This is a genomic window from Microcoleus sp. SVA1B4, from assembly GCF_036700545.1.
Taxonomy (GTDB): domain Bacteria; phylum Cyanobacteriota; class Cyanobacteriia; order Cyanobacteriales; family Microcoleaceae; genus Microcoleus.
Genome location: NZ_JAUBPB010000011.1, coordinates 118,647 through 135,517, shown reverse-complemented (window position 1 = coordinate 135,517; position 16,871 = coordinate 118,647). Strand labels below are relative to the sequence as shown.

Below are 16,871 nucleotides of genomic sequence, written 5' to 3'. Positions count from 1 at the left end.
TGGGATGGGCGTCCCGCCCGTCATTTTTGGACGGGCGGGACGCCCATCCCACTTTCAAGAGTGGAAGTTATTTAATTTTCATTCCTTATATCGGTTAGGTGTTCTTTGGCCGTACACCCTAAATATAGAGGTTCTGCATCCATGAGTGAATTGCGGGTGAGGCACTGCACTTACCGCGAATAATTAGGTTAACTTACTTTGCTGGAAAATTGCGGTAAGGTGGGCCGAAGAGCACCCTACCTTACCACAATCAATCTGGTAATCACGAGAATTGAAAACCGTGCCTGATGTCAAAAAGGTCGATCGACTTAATCAGGAAAACAAACCTCTGGAGCGCACAAACTGGGGAAATCCAAAGTTGTGACTTCCAGCGTATCCAACTCAACTCTCCGAATTACATGATTGTTAGTATCAGCAACAAACAAATGAGGCCCGATCGCACTCAACCCTGAAGGTTCAAAAAATCGAGCCTTGAGACCTTTAGCATCAACCAAACCTGCAGTACCATCTCCAATCATTGTTCTGCACGTACCGCCCCGGTGGTCGATCCGCTTAATTTTGTGATTGTAAGTATCAGCCACCCACAGGTAATTTTGAGCGTATTCAACACCCAAACAGTGCTGCAACCTTACCTCCTCAGCGCGACCATCTTTATCCCCAAAACCAAACAATTCACCGCTACCGCAGACTGTACGCACCTTGGGGTCTTCATCAATACCCACAGCGCGAATCGAACTAATTTCGCTGTCAGCAACAAACAACTCCGATCGATCGGTAGACAAGCCGCTGGGCTGAGAAAAAGCAGATTCTGCAAGACTTCCGTCAACACAGGATTCTCGGCCAATACCCGCGTAAGTGGCGATCGTGCCAGTATCTAACTGCATTTCCCAAATTTGATGGGAACCCGCCATTGCAATAAAAAGTCTGTTTCCAACTCTTTCTAAATCCCAAGGCGAATTCAATTGCGTTTCTAAACCCTTGCCACTGCGGGGTGAAATTTCGTGACTTTGTTCGCCGGTACCAGCAACAGTTTCTACCCGTTGAGTCGTAAAATCAATCTTTCTGACAGCATGATTTTCCGTATCAGCAACATATAGAATTTGACTTTCTGCATCAAAAGCCATACCTTGAGGTGCAAAAAACTCAGCTTCTTCAAAGTTCCCATCAGTTAAACCAGGTTTTCCGCTACCGATGACGTGCAGCACCTCACCTTCGAGGGTGCTGACAACAATCCTATTGTGGCCGGAATCGGCAATAAATAAGCAAGAACCCACCAAGTTTTGTATAACTGAATTAGCCGGCCCTGGCAATACAGTTGCATCTACAGATTCATTTTCCTGACTCATTTCGCCCAAAAGCGCGACCTGTTGGTGAAGGTGTTTTGCCTCCGTTGCAGCGATCGCAAATGCCAGCACTTTACCGGGAAAAGCCAGCGGTGTTGATACAGGTTTGCGCTGTTTTTCTAAGCTAAAACTGAGTTGTTTAAATTTGAGCGCATTTTTATCTTTGTATTCAGCAATTAACTTGCCAACTAACTCGTCAAGTGCTTCTCTATTGCCTTCACCGGAAACAAAGCCAACGACATAACTTTCAGGATCGATCACCATTAAAGTCGGCCAAGCCCGAACGGCATAGCTTTGCCAAACTTTCATGCCGCTGTCAACGATTACAGGATGTTCGATATCGTAGCGGAGGATAGCTTGGCGGATGTTTTCTACTTCTTTTTCGTTTTCAAATTTAGCCGAGTGAACGCCGATAACCGTGAGGGAATCTTTATATTTTTGTTCGAGGTATTTTAAGTCTGGCAGGACGTGCAAGCAATTGATGCAGCAGTACGTCCAGAAGTCGAGGAGGACGACGCGCCCTTTTAAGGATTCAATGGATAAAGGTTTTTCGGTATTCAGCCAGGGGTAGTTTCCGGGGAATTCTGGTGCTCTGACGCGAGGCATGGCATCTCCTGGGTAGGACGTGAATGATTTTTTTACTTCTTTAATTTAGCGGGAAGTTTGGCAGGATGGGGAAAAGGGGAGGTTAAACGAGGGCTTGTGGACACAGCGAAGATGGCTGTGGCACAAGAGGGGGGCGACGGAGGATGGTAAAACCGACACGGAGTCAAAACGGTTGTTGCTTTTATAAATTACATAACCAACGACAAATAGATGCAACTTGATTCTCCTCATTCAGATTTGCAGCATTAGTGAGAGTCCCGTTTTCCAGTTGATGCCAAATTTCACCCGCCATCCTTGTCGCCACCGCTGAACCCACAAAGAAAGTCAGAGGTGAATGTCCAACCCGGAAAAAAGCTTCGCGTATGCGATTTAGTGCCGCTTGTGCCGTTTTCCATGCTCATCTGCACCTGCAGGATCGATTCCGCCTTTAAGTTCGCCCAATGCAATAACATAAGGTGCCACCATAGATGGGTCAATTGCACTGGATTGACTGGCTACCAACTCCGTCGGGGCAAGATTAAATAAACATAAATCCACATTGCTCCTGACTAGCGGAACAGTTAGGTTATAAATCAATGTGCGATTACCCAGCTCGCTCTCCCAACTTATCCCACGTAAAGACAACTCAATTTCTGTGTCATCATTTGTCATGGCTATCCACTTTTTTGTCTTTGAGTGTTGCCAGTAATATCTCTTACCAGCAATGGTGAGAGTCGAGAGGATAGCACGAGTTAGTTTTCTTTGTGCTAATGCTCCGCCAACATTACGCATTGAGCCACCAAGCGTGTCACCACGAGTCAGTAGAAATCTAAAGACCAATTCCTCCACAAAATTTGTGCCTGCTGGCTCAAGAAAATTCCTGATTAGACCATTGATAGCTTCAATTTTATCATTTGGCATCAAATGAGCAAGAGACTTATCCGATAATCCTGCCGCAGTCAACAATCCCATTTCAATGCCCTTAACATTTAACAAATCAGCAGGACTCTCAGCTTGACCAGCAGCTTCTTGAAGTGCTCTTGCTTGGGCGACGTAAGGTGTAGCGCGTCGATTTTTTTCCAGGGCAAGTGCAACAAAACCCGCACGAGTGTCTTCATAGGTTGTGACAAGATCGTCACTGGATTGAAGGTGGTTACGATAAGCACACATAGGTATCCAGTTATTGTTTTTTCCATACATAAACGCACTTCCTCAAAGGAGCGCGTCCATAGTTTCCCATCTGTTGACTACTATTCCCCTTATCACCTGGTAAAACGAGAATATTTTCCGTAATAAAGCCGAGTTTTTCAGCGAAATCAGAAAGAATCAGGTCCACTGAAATACTTATACCTGCGTAGCGCACATTGTCATTAACCATAAACAAAAATGCCCCTGGTTTAAGGATACGAAAGCTTTCTTGTATTACGCAAGCCATTTCATAGAAATATCCTCTTACCATTCTTGGTATACCATTGTTGTTCAATATACCCTGTGACTTTTGGCTGTCCAAATATCTTAAGATAGCCTGCAAGAGAGTTTGCGAATTAGCAATACTTAAAGCTACTTCCCAAGCCGGATTGATAGCCAATAAATCTTTGGGGTGATTCTCAACCGTACAACTTAGCATTTCCTGACGCAGATTAATTAATTCCTTTTCAGAAATTCCTAGTAAAGCCAGCTCTAGTGCATAGGTGCGAGTATAGTCATATCGATTGCAGTAGGGTGGAGATGTGATGATTGCATCGTAGGTAGAGTCCGGCAAATCGGGCATTATCTTCAGACAAGAACCTTGATGCAAATTAATTTTGCCTTGTTGATGATTCTGAGTTTGAAAAAGCTCAAGTTGTTGTGTAGGAGGTTCTAAGTCGTTAACAAGTTCATTAAATTTTTGGGTAATAGCTTGACTGAACTCAAGAACCTCACCTTTATTGAAGGACTTCTTTGACGTGCCATGACCCGAACGGTAATCCCAACGAAGATACTGTCCATCTTTGCGTGTATAGCTTACGGATTCTAAAACACACAGTAAAGTCAAGACTAAAACTGATTGAATCTTGGTATTTTCTTGATAACAAGCTCCAAGATATTGCTCAATTTCTATTTTAGTTTCTTCGGAGTAAGCCCCTTTAGTAATTCTCAATTCTGGCAGAGTGACAGGGTTTTCAAATTTTTTCCATATTTGCAAATTAAACCATGTCTTTAGCCGCTGAAAATCATCAATAGTGAAGGCAGTGTCTAAAATAATTTTGGTATTAATTATATGTTGACCAATAGGTAATAATTCAATGCCCTCACCATCTATTCCCAAGTCGCTAGCAGCAAATAAAGCAGTTCCACTACCTGTAAAAGGATCTAAAATCTTGCCTTGAATGACTTGATATTGTTGGAATAAGAACTCTACCAGAGAAGCGGAGAAAGCTTCCTTATACTTGTACCACCTATAAATGGGTCTAGTTTTGTTAGCCTGAAAACTAACCAAAAGTCGGGTAAGCGAGGGCTGGACTACAAACTTGTCTTGAAAGCGATCGTGTAATTGCCTGTCAAGGTTATCAATCTCTTCCAGAAAGTCATTTTCCACTTCAGGGGCTATGTTGGAGATGCTTGATATATTTACCATGACTACAAATTATTAAATAACTAACTGTCGATCGTAGTATACCAGTATCTCCAATCAAAGAACGGGTAGATGTCGCTACCCTTGTAAATTCTCTCTGACGAACCAGAGAATTAACCGCTTCAGAAATTATCCCCTCTGGCTGAACCCCAATTTTCTCCTTGGTTTTCCCGGCTGTTATTTTCCATAATCACCAATACACCGTTAATTTTATTCTGCTCGATCGCACTTACGATCGAGTTAACCCACAGCTTGATATTCGGCGGTTCCCCTTGCAAAGGCAATCTTGACGCGATCGGAGTAATATTGTTCTCATTTGAGTGGTAGACGGATTGTAAATGTACTGCCTTTTCCTAACTCACTCTGGACTTGAATGCTGCCTTGATGAGCCACTGCGATCGCACTTGCAATCGATAGCCCTAATCCAGCACCACCCGTGGCTCTAGAACGATCGCTCTGCACTCGGTAGAAACGATCAAAAATTCGCGTTTGTTCGGCTGGGTTGATACCAACACCTGTATCTTGAACTTGAATTATGGCTTCCTTGTCGGTGCAATCGAGGATGGCAAGGATTAGCCCTCCTGGGGGAGTGTAGTTAATCGCATTGGTAATTAAGTTTGTCACCATCCCGTAAAGTTGGGCTTCATCCCCAAGAATTACAACGGCTCGCGAAGCACGAATTTCTAACTTCAATTCCACCTCACCCACCATTGCTAAACCTGCAAGTTCTTCTACTAAATCGCCAATCAGATAGTTGAAACAGCAATGCTGCAATTGAGTCGGAATCTGTTGTTGCTCAAGTCTACAAATAAACAATAAATCTTTCACTAACCTAGAAAGGCGGATGTTTTGTCGTTCGATAATATCGAGGTTTTGACTAACCTCCGGTAAATCTTCAGCCAGACGAGTATCCTCAACAGTAGCCTGAATGACAGCCAGAGGCGTTCGCAATTCATGAGCGGCATCGGAGGTGAATTGTTGCATCTGGAGATAGGACTGATAAATTGGTCGCATCGCTAATCCAGATAGCCACCAACTAGCTCCTCCCACTAGCAGCATGACCAAGGGTAAGCCTAAAAAGAGCAACAATCGCAAAGTGCTCAGATAAGCATCCCATTCTTTGAGCGATCGCCCAATTTGCATATAACCCCAAGGCAAACCGCTGTTTGTTCTTAGTAATAAAGAAATTTGATAAAAGCGATCGCCATTAGAAAGATGCAGAATTTGCCAAAACTCTTTTGGTGCAAAGTTTTCTAATACATCCGGCTGCTCTCCAACCTTTGCTAATATTTCCCCAGATTGGTCTAAAAAGCGGAGATAATATCCCTCCTGCTGAAACACCCTAGCAGTATGTCGCGCCCCGTTATTGCCTGAAGAGTAACAGTTTTCATTCCACAGACATAAACCGGGCAAAATAGTTTTCAAGCTGGATGAAAGCTGTCCCGGTTGTTGTAATTGTGGTTCGATAGTGTCATGCAGCGTTCCGGCTAAGGACTGTAGTTTTTGCTGGAGAATGTATCGCTGCGTGTGAAACACAACCTGATAGACTGCAACACCGCATATACCTAACAACAACCCAATGACGATCGCGTACCAACCTGCAAGTTGCCAGCGGGTGCGGTTAAATAGTTTGTTGGAGTGCATATTACTTGTTCAAGCGATACCCGAATCCATGAACCGTTTCAATCATTCCGTCACAGCCATAATCTGCCAGCTTGCGGCGCAACAGACGAATTCTAGCAGCAACTACATTGCTCATCGGGTCAGTATCCACATCCCACAGCCGAGTCAAAAGTCGATCGCGCGTGAGGATTTGGTTCGGATGCTGCATGAAATATTCCAGTAACCGAAACTCATTAGCCGTCAGAGGAATCACCCTTAGCTGTCCTTCGTCATCCGTAGTGCAGATGATGGATTTAGTATAGTCAAGCAGCAATCGCCCCGCCTCAAGTTGGGCAGGATTGAAATATGGCGACTGTTCTGGCGACAAACTCCGTCCCCGTCGCTGAAGAGCTCGCAACCGAGCTAACAACTCCGCTTTCACAAACGGTTTCATCAAATAGTCATCAGCCCCAGCATCCAGCCCAGCTACCATATCCTCCGTGCGATCTTTTGCCGTCAACATCAAAACGGGTAAAGGATTATTCTGCTGGCGCAAGCGTTGGCATAGTTCGACGCCAGAGATTTCCGGCAGCAACCAGTCAAAAATGGCAACCGTGTACTCGATCCATTGGTCTTCCAGATAGTTCCAAGCAGTTGTGCCATCTTGCACCCAATCCACCAGGTACTTTTCTCGGCTCAAGGTGCGTTGCACGATCGCACCCAAATCGGGTTCGTCTTCCGCCAGCAGAATTCTCATTTGATCGTTACCTCATCCCCTGTCGTTGGTGTCTGCTCAATGCCATAGTTTCTCAGATCGGGCACTTTCATCACCCGTTTAGGCATCAGATACTTCCCAAATCGAGCATACAATGCAGGTAGAACCAGTAGGGTGAGAGCAGTTGAGGTAAAGAGTCCGCCTAGGACAACGATCGCCAAAGGCTGCAACAATTCCTTACCAGCCCCACCGCTTAAGACCAGAGGAACCATCCCCAATGCCGAGGTGAGTGCAGTCATTAGAATCGCCAGCAACCGTTCCATCGAGCCTTCCAAAATGACCTTGGGAAGCGGCATTCCTTGCGCCATTTTGGTGTTGTAGTTGTCTACGAGCAGCAATCCATTGCGCGTCGCTACGCCAAACAGCGTCACAAAGCCCACCATTGACGGAACTGAGATAACGCCGCCCGTCAGCAGGACTGAGATAACACCCCCTACCAGTGCCAATGGTAAGTTGATCATCACCATCAGCATGGCAGGAACGGATTTCACCGTGAAGTACATCAATACCGCGATCGCTAGCACTGCTAATATTCCGAAAATTAGGAAGTTTTGAGCAGCGCGTTGTTCCGACTCATACTGTCCGCCGTACTGAATATAGTAGCCTTGGGGCAGTTGCACTGATTGCTTAACCTTGGAGCGAATGTCATCGACGACCGAAGCAACATCGCGTCCCTGTACGTTGGCTGACACTACAATTAAACGCGAGACGTTTTCCCGGTTAATCGTATTGGGCCCATTGCCAAACTCAACCTTTGCCACTTGCGAAAGCGGGATAATTTGACCTGTTGGGGCATTAATTTGGAGGTTGCGAATCGTGTTGAGATTGCGACGGGCTGATTCGTTGACCCAAACCAACACATCTACCAACTGTTGACCATCCGGCACCTGACCAACCACGCGACCATTCAGGGCTGTTTCGGTGAAATCGGACAATTGGGCGATCGTCAATCCGTAGCGGGCGGCTGCATCCCGATTAAATTGAATTTGTACTTGACGGATCGGTATTTGGGGCTCAAGCTGAAGGTCTACCAATCCCTTCACGTCTTTCATTGCGGCTTCGATTTGTTCTCCAATGCGGCGTAGTTCTTGCAGGTCATTGCCGAATACTTTAATGGCGATCGCACTCCTGACCCCCGACAACACTTCATCCATCCTGTGACTGATAAATCCACCCACATTGGTGGCAACTCCCGGAAACTGACCCAATGCCTCCCGCAAGGCTTCAATCGAGGCAGGACGGTTTTGCATCGCAGCTTCACTCAGTTCCACGTCCAAGTGTGCCAAGTTCACCGATGCCGCATCCGGGTCGCCCGGAGCACGCCCCGATCGCAGTTGTACTGATTCAAACCGGGGGTCATCCTTAAGGGCGGTTTGAATCGCTAAGCCAACGCGATTGGTTGCTTCGAGTGAGGAACCCGGATAAAGGGCGATCGCATTCATGAGCGATCGTTCCTGGAACGTTGGCAGAAAATCCCGTCCTAACGTCGGCACAATCAACATTGCCGCCACCATTGAGGCTGTGGCCAATCCTAAAATTAAGGTAGAGCGACGCATCGCCATTCGCAGCAACGGATCGTAAAGTTGTTTAGACCACCGGGCTAGGAAGGGTTCTGTCGTCTGCATCCGGCTGTGGGGCAGCAGAATGGCACACAATGCAGGGGAGATTACTAGCGATTCCAGGCTGGAGATGACAACCACCACTAGGTAGGCAATGCCCATGGGGGTGAAGATCCGCCCCTCTACCCCAGAGAGGGTGAAAATCGGTGAAAAGACAATAATCCCAATTAACGTCGCTCCAATCAGCGACTCGCGCACCTCCTGAGAACCCTCAAAAATAATCTCTAGTGGTGGCTTGGGATTGGGCGAGAGGCGATTTTCCCGTAAGCGGCGATCGGTATTTTCGCAGTAGACGATCGCATCATCCACTGCTGTCCCGATCGCCACTACCAATCCGCCGAGAGTCATGGTGTTGAGTTCCAGCCCGATCCAAGAACACACTAACAGCGAGAACAGTAGCGTGAGAAAGAAATCCAGCAAACAGACGGTGAGGGTGCGCCAGTTCATCAGAAAGGGAATCAGAATGGCTGCGACAACCAAACTGCCTTCGATCAACGCCGATCGCACATTACCAACTGAGGCATCAATGTAGGCATCTTGCCGGAAAGTGACATTCGCCTTCACATCTTGGGGTAAACCCGGTTTAATTTCCTCCATCGCCTCGATGATGGCTTGCGTGACGGTGGGACTATCTACCAACGGTTGCTTGTTCACCATCACCACCACAGCGCGTTGACGATTCCAACTGGCATCGCCTCGCTGGAGTGCAGCCCCAATCTTCACCTCTGCCACATCCCGCAGTAGAATCGCTTTTCCTTCCTGCACCTTGACGACCGCTTTTTGCAAATCTTCGATCGTCTGGATTTGTCCCTGTCCCTGAATCACTAATTCGCGATCGGGGTCAATCAACAATCCACCGGCGGTTTTGGCATTTGCCTCGTTTGCCGCCTTGACGACTTCCTGAAGGGAAACCTTCAACGCTTGGAGTTTTTCAGGATTCGCAATCACCTGAAACTGCTGCAAATCTCCGCCGTAAACCAGCACTTGCGATACGCCTGGAACTGCCAACAATCGATTGTTGACTTTGCCATCCACCAAACGTCGCACTTCCATGATCGATGTAGTGTCAGACGTGAACGCATATTGAATCACCGTTCCGATGGGGGGAGCTAGGGGCGATATCTGCGGTGTACCAATTCCTTCGGGTAATCGGTCTTGCGCGTCCTGTAATCGCTCTGCCACGAGTTGACGAGCTTGATAGGGGTCAGTTCCCCACTTAAACACCACCCGCAATACAGAAATTCCTACGGCTGAGGAGGTACGGACGACTTCAACTCCAGGTGTCCCGTTGACCGCACTTTCTAGCGGTAAAGTCACCAGCGATTCCACCGCTTCCGGGGCCAGACCGGGTGCTTCTGTCTGTACTTCTACTTGAGGGGGCGCAAAGTTGGGCAAGACATCGAGGGGCATTCGACTTACAGTATGTGTACTCCAGATGGTTAGGGCGATCGCCCCCAACACCACTAACCATCGTTGAGCAATAGACCATTTGGGGATGACGTTTAACATAAAAATGAAATTTGGATAGCATTAGGCAAGCTTTTAGGAGACGGAGTAAAGAGTTTTACTCCGTCGCGATCGACTGTTACCAAAAATCTTGGTTTTTGAATGTCTACTGGCCCTTGCCTTTTAACCCAAAGACGGCGAATCCACCCACCAGTAAAACTCCTGCGCCTGCTACCCACATCAAAGGTGACGATCCTTGAGCAGGCTGCGCTTCTGCTGGCGATGTAGCGGGCGATGCTGGGGTTTCTGCTGGCGATGTAGCGGGCGATGCTTGCGTTTGGGCCTGCGATGTAGCGGGTGATGCCTGCGTTTCTGGCTGCGATGTAGCGGGTGATGCCGTTTCTGCCTGCGGTTTACCTCGCAATGCCTCCGAGTACAAAAACGTTGCCCCCTGCATCACAATCTGATTTCCCGGAAGTAAATTGCCTTCTTTAATTTCCACCACATCTCCAGAGTCGCTACCAATCTGAACTGAGATTGGTTTGTAGGTTGTTCCTTCCTGGATGTAGACGAGCTTTTGCCCATTGGCATCAACTAAGCTGGTGCTGGGAACTTTGACAATACCTCCATCGGTTGTAGGGGCAATTGCCTCTGTCTTAATTCCCAATGCGGTTGCTTTACTGGCATCAACTTTGATCGGCTGCATAATCTTCGCCGCATCGCCACCTGCAAACTCGTTGTCATGCCCAACGTGCGCCAGCACCGGGGCCGAAGCTGTGCACAACACTAATCCCAAAACAAAACTAGATCCGTAACGGACGATCGATAATGAACTTGAATTTAAAGATTTCGATAGCATAAAAATTTCCTCCTCACATTTAGCAAACGGGTGTGATGAAAACAGCCACTCCTCTCAAGAGCAATCTATGCGTTACTTCAGAGTTGTGAACCTTCTCCCGCTAGGATGTCAGGGGGAAATAAAAATTTGATGAAAATTTGAGGCGAAGTCTAAAATTAGAGACCTCTATACAATTGCTCACTAACATGAGGTGAAAAGAGGGCATAGGAAGCGCCCACACCTCACTTCTTTGAGAAATGCTCTATTCCCAAAAGATTACAGCCAGATTATTCCGAAATAAATCTAACAGCAACCGCCGCCGTTATAATGCCAAGTCGAATCCGTAATTAACACCTTATCGGGCATTAATCCCCCCAACTTCCCAGCAGTTTTATCGCACACCGCCGCCGGAACTCCCCGCTGCAAAACGTGACCAGCCCCGTCATCAAACAGCTCTTCATACCCCGTATAAATCGCCGTCTTGCCAGTAAAAATGCAAGCTCCGTCATCGGGTACATCCACTTTGAAAGACACCGAATCTAGGCTTTCTAACAGCAAATCCGCATCCAATTGATAATTGTGTTTGTCCAGCAATCGGTAAGGACGGCGCGCCCGCACTTCGACTTGCCCAAAACCCACGTCTACAAGGTGTTGAACGTATTCTGCGTATGTCAAAGCGCCGGACAAACACAAGGCCCGCAAGCGTTGGTCTTCCTTCAAATGCTGGGGAATGGGGCGAGTTGCGATCGGATCGCTCATCAACAATCTGCCACCCGGTTTTAACACCCGATAAGTCTCTTTTAATGCTTTAGCTAAATCCGCCGGTTCAAAGATATTAAACAAGCAGTTTTGGGCGACAACATCTACAGAAGCATCCGGCACCGGCAACGCAAAAGCATCGCCTTCTATAATTTCCACAAAACTCGGATCAAACCAATCATTTTCGTGGGCGGCAATTTGTAAGTTTCGTGCAGCCGCATCTCGCATTGCTGGAACCGGATCGACGGCAATAACTGCTCCTTTGTGTCTAGAAAAATATGCAAATTGTAGTGCTTCCAAGCCGCCGCCGACGCCTACATAAAGCACGAAGGGATTGCCGACGAGTTCGGCGGCGTGAACGGTTGTGCCACAGCCGTAATTCATTTCTTGCATTTGTTCGGGAATTTTTAATCCTGGCAATTGCAAGGGGCTGCTTTGGACGCAGCAAAGTCCGATTTGGGGTGTTTCGGCAACATCGCTGTAGAATTTGGCTGCTGTTTCGAGGTAGGTCATTTTTTAGTGTCCTAATTTTTGATTTTTGACCGCAGATGGATCACGGGCGGGACGCCATGCCACGAAGCCCAGAAAGATTTTGTTAGGTGGCAAATTCGACTGGAACACGGGCGGGACGCCCATGCCACGAAGCCCAGGAAGTTTTTGTTAGGTGGCAAATTCGACTTTTTGTTCGGATTTGGGCGGATTTTCGGGTTCGGAAACAGTTGTTTCGGGAGGGGCTAATTCGCTGGTTGGCTGGCTAGGAGTTTCAGCGGCAACTGGTGGCGTTGGCGGTACAAGATTGGGAGATTGTTCTGGTATCGCGGGAGCGACTATTTTTGGTACTGGAGCTTTTCCTGTTATTTCTGGCAGGGTTGGTGGCTCTGAAAAATTAGCAGGTTGCGGTTCTTCACGCAAGAAGTTGCGGAACCGATTGTAGTATCCTTTATATTCCTGTTTTTTTGTTTGGGGAGATGCTGTTGGGGTCGGTTCTATTACTTGAACTGGTGCAACAACTTTCGGGATTTCTAACTGTGGAGTTGCTGCCGGTGTCGGTTCTATTATTTGAACTGGTTCTACAATTTTCGGCGTTTCGAGTTGGGGGGTTGCTGTCGGTGTCGGTTCTATTACTTGAATTGGTTCTACAATTTTTGGCGCTTCGAGTTGGGGGGTTGCTGTCGGTGTCGGTTCTATTACTTGAACGGGAGCAACTTCGGGAGCGACTGTTGGCTCTAAACTCGGTTGGATAACAGGGGTTTCTTGAACCGCTGGTGAGGGTTGGACAACTGGTGTTTTTTCTACTTCAGGTGTCGGTTTTGCTTCGGGGGTTGGGGTTGGTGTGGGAGCGGGGGCTTGGTAGGTACGATCGACTATACCGCGAGTTTCTGCTGTTGTTAGTTCGCCCCGCACTAATTTTGAAAGAGTGTCTTGACCGAGCGGTTGGTAATTTATCAGTCTGACTGTATTATTAAAGGCGTTTTTGACGATATTTCCCCGCTCGTCAATTAATTCTAGCTGTACCCAGTTTTTGCCTGGTTTGAATCCTTTAAGATATATAGGTTGCCACTGGTCGATCGCAAAGCTTTGGCCGTTGACTGTGGCTCGAATTTTCCAATCGAGTATTTCATCTTGGGAATTTTCTTGCGCCACTTCGTGCAGGGGGGCATTTGTCAAGTAAAAGTCGAGCAGGATGGGCTCGGCCCCGTAGCTGCCCTGCGGGCTGTTGTACGTTAATAGGGGCAATGTTCGATCGGGATTATTATTGTCTGTTTTGGTAAAAACGTGAAAGGTGGTTTGAGCTGCGGCACCTTCGTTTTTAAAGCTTTCTTCCCAAGGGCGAGCGGCAAACACTTGCAGGGTATGGGTTCCGGGTTCTAAATTCGACAGCGTTAAAGGTTGGTTGATGTCGTAAACTGCTGCATAAGGTTGGTTGTCTAATAAAACTTGCAGATGGGGGCCCAAACCCAAGTTTGCATCTTTGAAAATGGGCAAGTCCTTCACTTGGAACTCAACAGATACATTTATATCCTGAAGCACTTCGTCAGGTTTTGGATTCAAAATACTAATTTGAGGCTGGTAGATTTCTAGAGCCTGACGCAGTTGTTGAATGGCTTCTGGGGGAGAAACCTCTGAGATTCTGTTTACTGGGGCGGTAGCTGAGCCGCTCTTGTTCCCTGGTTTGGGCAATTCGGGATTGCCCGCGCCACAACTTGCTAAACCCAACATTAATATTGCTGCTGCCAACAATGCCAGCAGCCTGCCCGCAACCGTTCTGTGCCAATTGATCCCAATCACGCAACCATACTCCTAGAAGCCTTCTCATAGGGAACTATAGCCCAAAAATGAATTTAGTATTGGGGAATTGCCGGCTTTGGAATTCCCAAGCCGCGTAGGAACCCGGATTGAGGCAGCAGCGGGCCACCCATCGTCTCCTACTCTTAATTGCTGCAGCCTTTTTCCCAAACATATATCTACAAATGAGTATTCCTAAATTACCTTATCTTTGAGTTTTGTAAAGTTAATGGCAGTACCCCTTGACTTTTTAGAGCGACTGTGGGATTTAAAGGCGTTATTACATCAAGAATAGAGGCTTTTTTAAGTATTGTTAACAAGCGATTAATACTCCTCTAGCAAGCTTATAATTCATAAAACTCCCTCAAAAGGAGCAGCCGTATTAAGTCTGAATCAAGGACGCGATCGGTGGCTCCAGATAGCGAGAAGAGTTGGCAGTACCCAGTCACATTGTTAGCGACACTGGGAAACTGGCTTCTTCAGAGAAGCAAAATGCTTGGGGAGACGATGCACCTGCGTCTAGCTCTGCAAAGAGTAAAGTGCAGTGAAGTGTCGGCTTTTTCGAGAATCCCCCGCCTAATCAAGCGTGGGGAGTGTCCGGTACAGTGTTCAGTTCTCGTTCCTTGTCTTACCGAGAGGAGAGTCTTCATGACCATTAGTCCTCCAGAGCGAGAGGTAAAAGCTAGGGTAGTAGTCGATAAAAATCCGGTTCCAACTTCTTTCGAGAAGTGGTCAAAACCCGGTCATTTTGATCGCACTCTAGCTAAGGGGCCAAAAACCACCACTTGGATTTGGAACCTCCACGCTAACGCTCACGACTTTGACAGTCATACAAGTGACTTAGAAGACGTTTCGCGCAAAATCTTTAGCGCTCACTTCGGCCACTTGGCAGTAATCTTCGTATGGTTGAGCGGCGCATATTTCCACGGCGCTAAATTTTCCAACTACGAAGCTTGGCTGACAAATCCTACAGCCATCAAGCCCAGCGCTCAAGTGGTCTGGCCGATTTTTGGTCAAGAAATTTTAAATGCAGATGTAGGCGGCGGCTTTCACGGGATTCAGATCACCTCTGGTCTATTCCAATTGTGGCGCGCCAACGGCATCACTAACTCATACCAGCTATATTGCACTGCGATCGGCGCCCTGGTAATGGCAGCTTTGATGCTGTTTGCCGGTTGGTTCCACTATCACGTCCGCGCTCCGAAACTGGAATGGTTCCAGAACGTGGAATCGATGATGAACCACCACTTGGCAGTTTTGTTAGGCTGCGGGTGCTTGGGCTTCGCAGGACAACAAATTCACGTGGCTCTGCCGATCAATGCTTGCATGGACGCGATCGATGCAGGTGCACCGCTGACAGTCGGCGGTAAGCTGATCAAAACAGTTGCCGACATCCCCCTGCCGCACGAGTGGATTTTGACACCGGGCTTGATGGCTGACATCTACCCGAGTTTCGCTAAAGGTTTAACCCCCTTCTTCACCCTCAACTGGGGCGCATATACAGACTTCCTGACCTTCAAAGGCGGTCTGAACCCCACCACAGGCGGTTTGTGGCTGACTGATACAGCACACCACCACTTAGCTTTGGCAGTGCTATTCATCGTCGCTGGTCATATGTACCGGACGAACTGGGGCATCGGCCACAGCATGAAAGAAATCCTAGAGAACCACAAAGGCCCCTTCACTGGTGAAGGTCACAAAGGTCTCTACGAAATCCTGACTAATTCTTGGCACGCGCAACTGTCGATTAACTTGGCACTGATGGGCTCTTTGAGCATCATCGTCGCCCAACATATGTACGCGATGCCTCCGTATCCGTACATCGCGACCGACTACCCGACTCAGCTATCCCTGTTCACCCACCACATGTGGATTGGCGGATTCCTGATTGTTGGAGCAGCCGCTCACGGAGCAATCTTCATGGTTCGGGATTACGATCCCGCTGGAAATGTCAACAACTTGTTGGATCGCGTGATCCGTCATAGAGATGCGATTATTTCCCACCTGAACTGGGTTTGTATATTCTTGGGCTTCCACAGCTTCGGTTTGTACGTTCACAACGACACAATGCGGGCTTTCGGTCGTCCTCAAGATTTGTTCTCGGATACCGGGATTCAGTTGCGTCCGATATTTGCCCAGTGGGTGCAAAACATCCACGCCTTGGCTCCGGGCACAACAGCGCCTAATGCTACGGAAATCGTTAGCCACGCTTTTGGCGGCGGTGCAGTAGTAGTCGCCGGCAAAGTAGCGATGATGCCGATCGAGTTGGGTACGGCGGATTTCATGATCCACCACATCCACGCTTTCACCATTCACGTTACAGTCCTGATTCTTTTGAAAGGCGTGTTGTTTGCACGCAGTTCTCGCTTGGTTCCTGACAAAGGCAACTTGGGCTTCCGGTTCCCTTGCGACGGCCCCGGCCGTGGCGGCACCTGCCAAGTTTCTGGTTGGGATCACGTGTTCCTAGGCTTGTTCTGGATGTACAACTGCATCTCGATCGTGATTTTCCACTTTAGCTGGAAAATGCAGTCGGACGTATGGGGAACAGTATCGCCAGACGGCACAATTTCTCACATTACCGGTGGCAACTTCGCACAAAGTGCGATCACGATTAACGGCTGGCTGCGGGACTTCCTTTGGGCGCAAGCTTCTCAGGTGATTCAGTCCTACGGTTCGGCACTGTCGGCCTACGGTCTGATGTTCCTAGCTGGACACTTCGTCTTTGCCTTCAGCTTGATGTTCCTGTTCAGCGGCCGCGGCTACTGGCAAGAACTGATTGAGTCGATTGTTTGGGCTCACAACAAGCTCAAGGTAGCTCCGTCGATTCAGCCTCGCGCTCTGAGCATTATTCAGGGTCGGGCTGTGGGTGTAGCTCACTACCTCCTAGGAGGAATTGTCACTACGTGGGCATTTTTCCTAGCGCGAATCATTTCGGTAGGGTAAACTACCCCTAGGTTTTGGATTCTCGATTTGGGAGGAATCTCAAATCGAGAATCCAAACTCC

At 47.9% G+C, this 16,871-nt stretch carries 10 protein-coding genes and 1 pseudogene; 1 reads left to right on the top strand and 10 read right to left on the bottom strand.

What is annotated here, in order from left to right:
* Positions 1-308: 308 nt before the first annotated feature.
* The 10 genes and pseudogenes from QT987_RS08200 to QT987_RS08155 form a co-directional block, all read right to left on the bottom strand.
* Positions 309-1,949 (bottom strand): thioredoxin-like domain-containing protein, encoded by a 1,641-nt coding sequence (locus QT987_RS08200; protein WP_333238859.1) that lies wholly within the window; start codon positions 1,947-1,949, stop codon positions 309-311.
* Between the two features lie 181 nt (positions 1,950-2,130).
* Positions 2,131-3,098: pseudogene (locus tag QT987_RS08195) on the bottom strand (type II restriction endonuclease).
* 10 nt (positions 3,099-3,108) lie between these two features.
* A complete protein-coding gene (locus QT987_RS08190) occupies positions 3,109-4,545 on the bottom strand; it encodes a site-specific DNA-methyltransferase (RefSeq protein ID WP_333238857.1) in 1,437 nt (478 codons plus the stop codon).
* A 119-nt stretch (positions 4,546-4,664) separates the two neighbouring features.
* Positions 4,665-4,826, bottom strand: a complete 162-nt coding sequence (locus tag QT987_RS08185) for a hypothetical protein (RefSeq protein ID WP_333238855.1) — start codon at positions 4,824-4,826, stop codon at positions 4,665-4,667.
* A gap of 28 nt (positions 4,827-4,854) precedes the next feature.
* Entirely contained in the window at positions 4,855-6,186 is a 1,332-nt protein-coding gene (gene rppB / locus QT987_RS08180) for a two-component system sensor histidine kinase RppB (protein ID WP_333238853.1), read from the bottom strand.
* 1 nt (position 6,187) lies between these two features.
* Positions 6,188-6,901 (bottom strand): two-component system response regulator RppA, encoded by a 714-nt coding sequence (rppA, locus tag QT987_RS08175; protein ID WP_333238850.1) that lies wholly within the window; start codon positions 6,899-6,901, stop codon positions 6,188-6,190.
* A complete protein-coding gene (locus QT987_RS08170; protein WP_333238848.1) occupies positions 6,898-10,047 on the bottom strand; it encodes an efflux RND transporter permease subunit in 3,150 nt (1,049 codons plus the stop codon). The genes rppA and QT987_RS08170 overlap by 4 nt, the downstream gene beginning before the upstream one ends.
* A 103-nt stretch (positions 10,048-10,150) precedes the next feature.
* On the bottom strand, positions 10,151-10,843 hold the full coding sequence (locus QT987_RS08165; protein ID WP_333238846.1) for a hypothetical protein: 693 nt from the start codon (positions 10,841-10,843) through the stop codon (positions 10,151-10,153).
* Positions 10,844-11,125: 282 nt separating this feature from the next.
* Complete coding sequence (gene arsM, locus QT987_RS08160; protein WP_333238844.1) at positions 11,126-12,094, bottom strand: arsenosugar biosynthesis arsenite methyltransferase ArsM; 969 nt, start codon at positions 12,092-12,094, stop codon at positions 11,126-11,128.
* A 147-nt stretch (positions 12,095-12,241) separates the two neighbouring features.
* Positions 12,242-13,870 carry a hypothetical protein gene (locus QT987_RS08155; protein ID WP_333238843.1) on the bottom strand — a complete coding sequence of 543 codons (1,629 nt, stop codon included), beginning with the start codon at positions 13,868-13,870 and terminating at the stop codon, positions 12,242-12,244.
* A 645-nt stretch (positions 13,871-14,515) separates the two neighbouring features.
* On the opposite strand from QT987_RS08155, the gene psaA reads away from it, so the two are divergent.
* The gene (gene psaA, locus QT987_RS08150; RefSeq protein ID WP_333057330.1) at positions 14,516-16,810 is read left to right on the top strand and encodes a photosystem I core protein PsaA; all 2,295 of its coding nucleotides are present in this window, start codon (positions 14,516-14,518) and stop codon (positions 16,808-16,810) included.
* Positions 16,811-16,871 lie beyond the last annotated feature (61 nt).

Bases quoted from the DNA above. Each gene is read 5' to 3' on its own strand.
- QT987_RS08200 (WP_333238859.1), bottom strand. From the start codon at position 1,949: ATGCCTCGCGTCAGAGCACCAGAATTCCCCGGAAACTACCCCTGGCTG.
- rppB (WP_333238853.1), bottom strand. From the start codon at position 6,186: ATGCACTCCAACAAACTATTTAACCGCACCCGCTGGCAACTTGCAGGT.
- QT987_RS08165 (WP_333238846.1), bottom strand. From the start codon at position 10,843: ATGCTATCGAAATCTTTAAATTCAAGTTCATTATCGATCGTCCGTTAC.
- arsM (WP_333238844.1), bottom strand. From the start codon at position 12,094: ATGACCTACCTCGAAACAGCAGCCAAATTCTACAGCGATGTTGCCGAA.
- rppA (WP_333238850.1), bottom strand. From the start codon at position 6,901: ATGAGAATTCTGCTGGCGGAAGACGAACCCGATTTGGGTGCGATCGTG.
- QT987_RS08170 (WP_333238848.1), bottom strand. From the start codon at position 10,047: ATGTTAAACGTCATCCCCAAATGGTCTATTGCTCAACGATGGTTAGTG.
- psaA (WP_333057330.1), top strand. From the start codon at position 14,516: ATGACCATTAGTCCTCCAGAGCGAGAGGTAAAAGCTAGGGTAGTAGTC.
- QT987_RS08190 (WP_333238857.1), bottom strand. From the start codon at position 4,545: ATGGTAAATATATCAAGCATCTCCAACATAGCCCCTGAAGTGGAAAAT.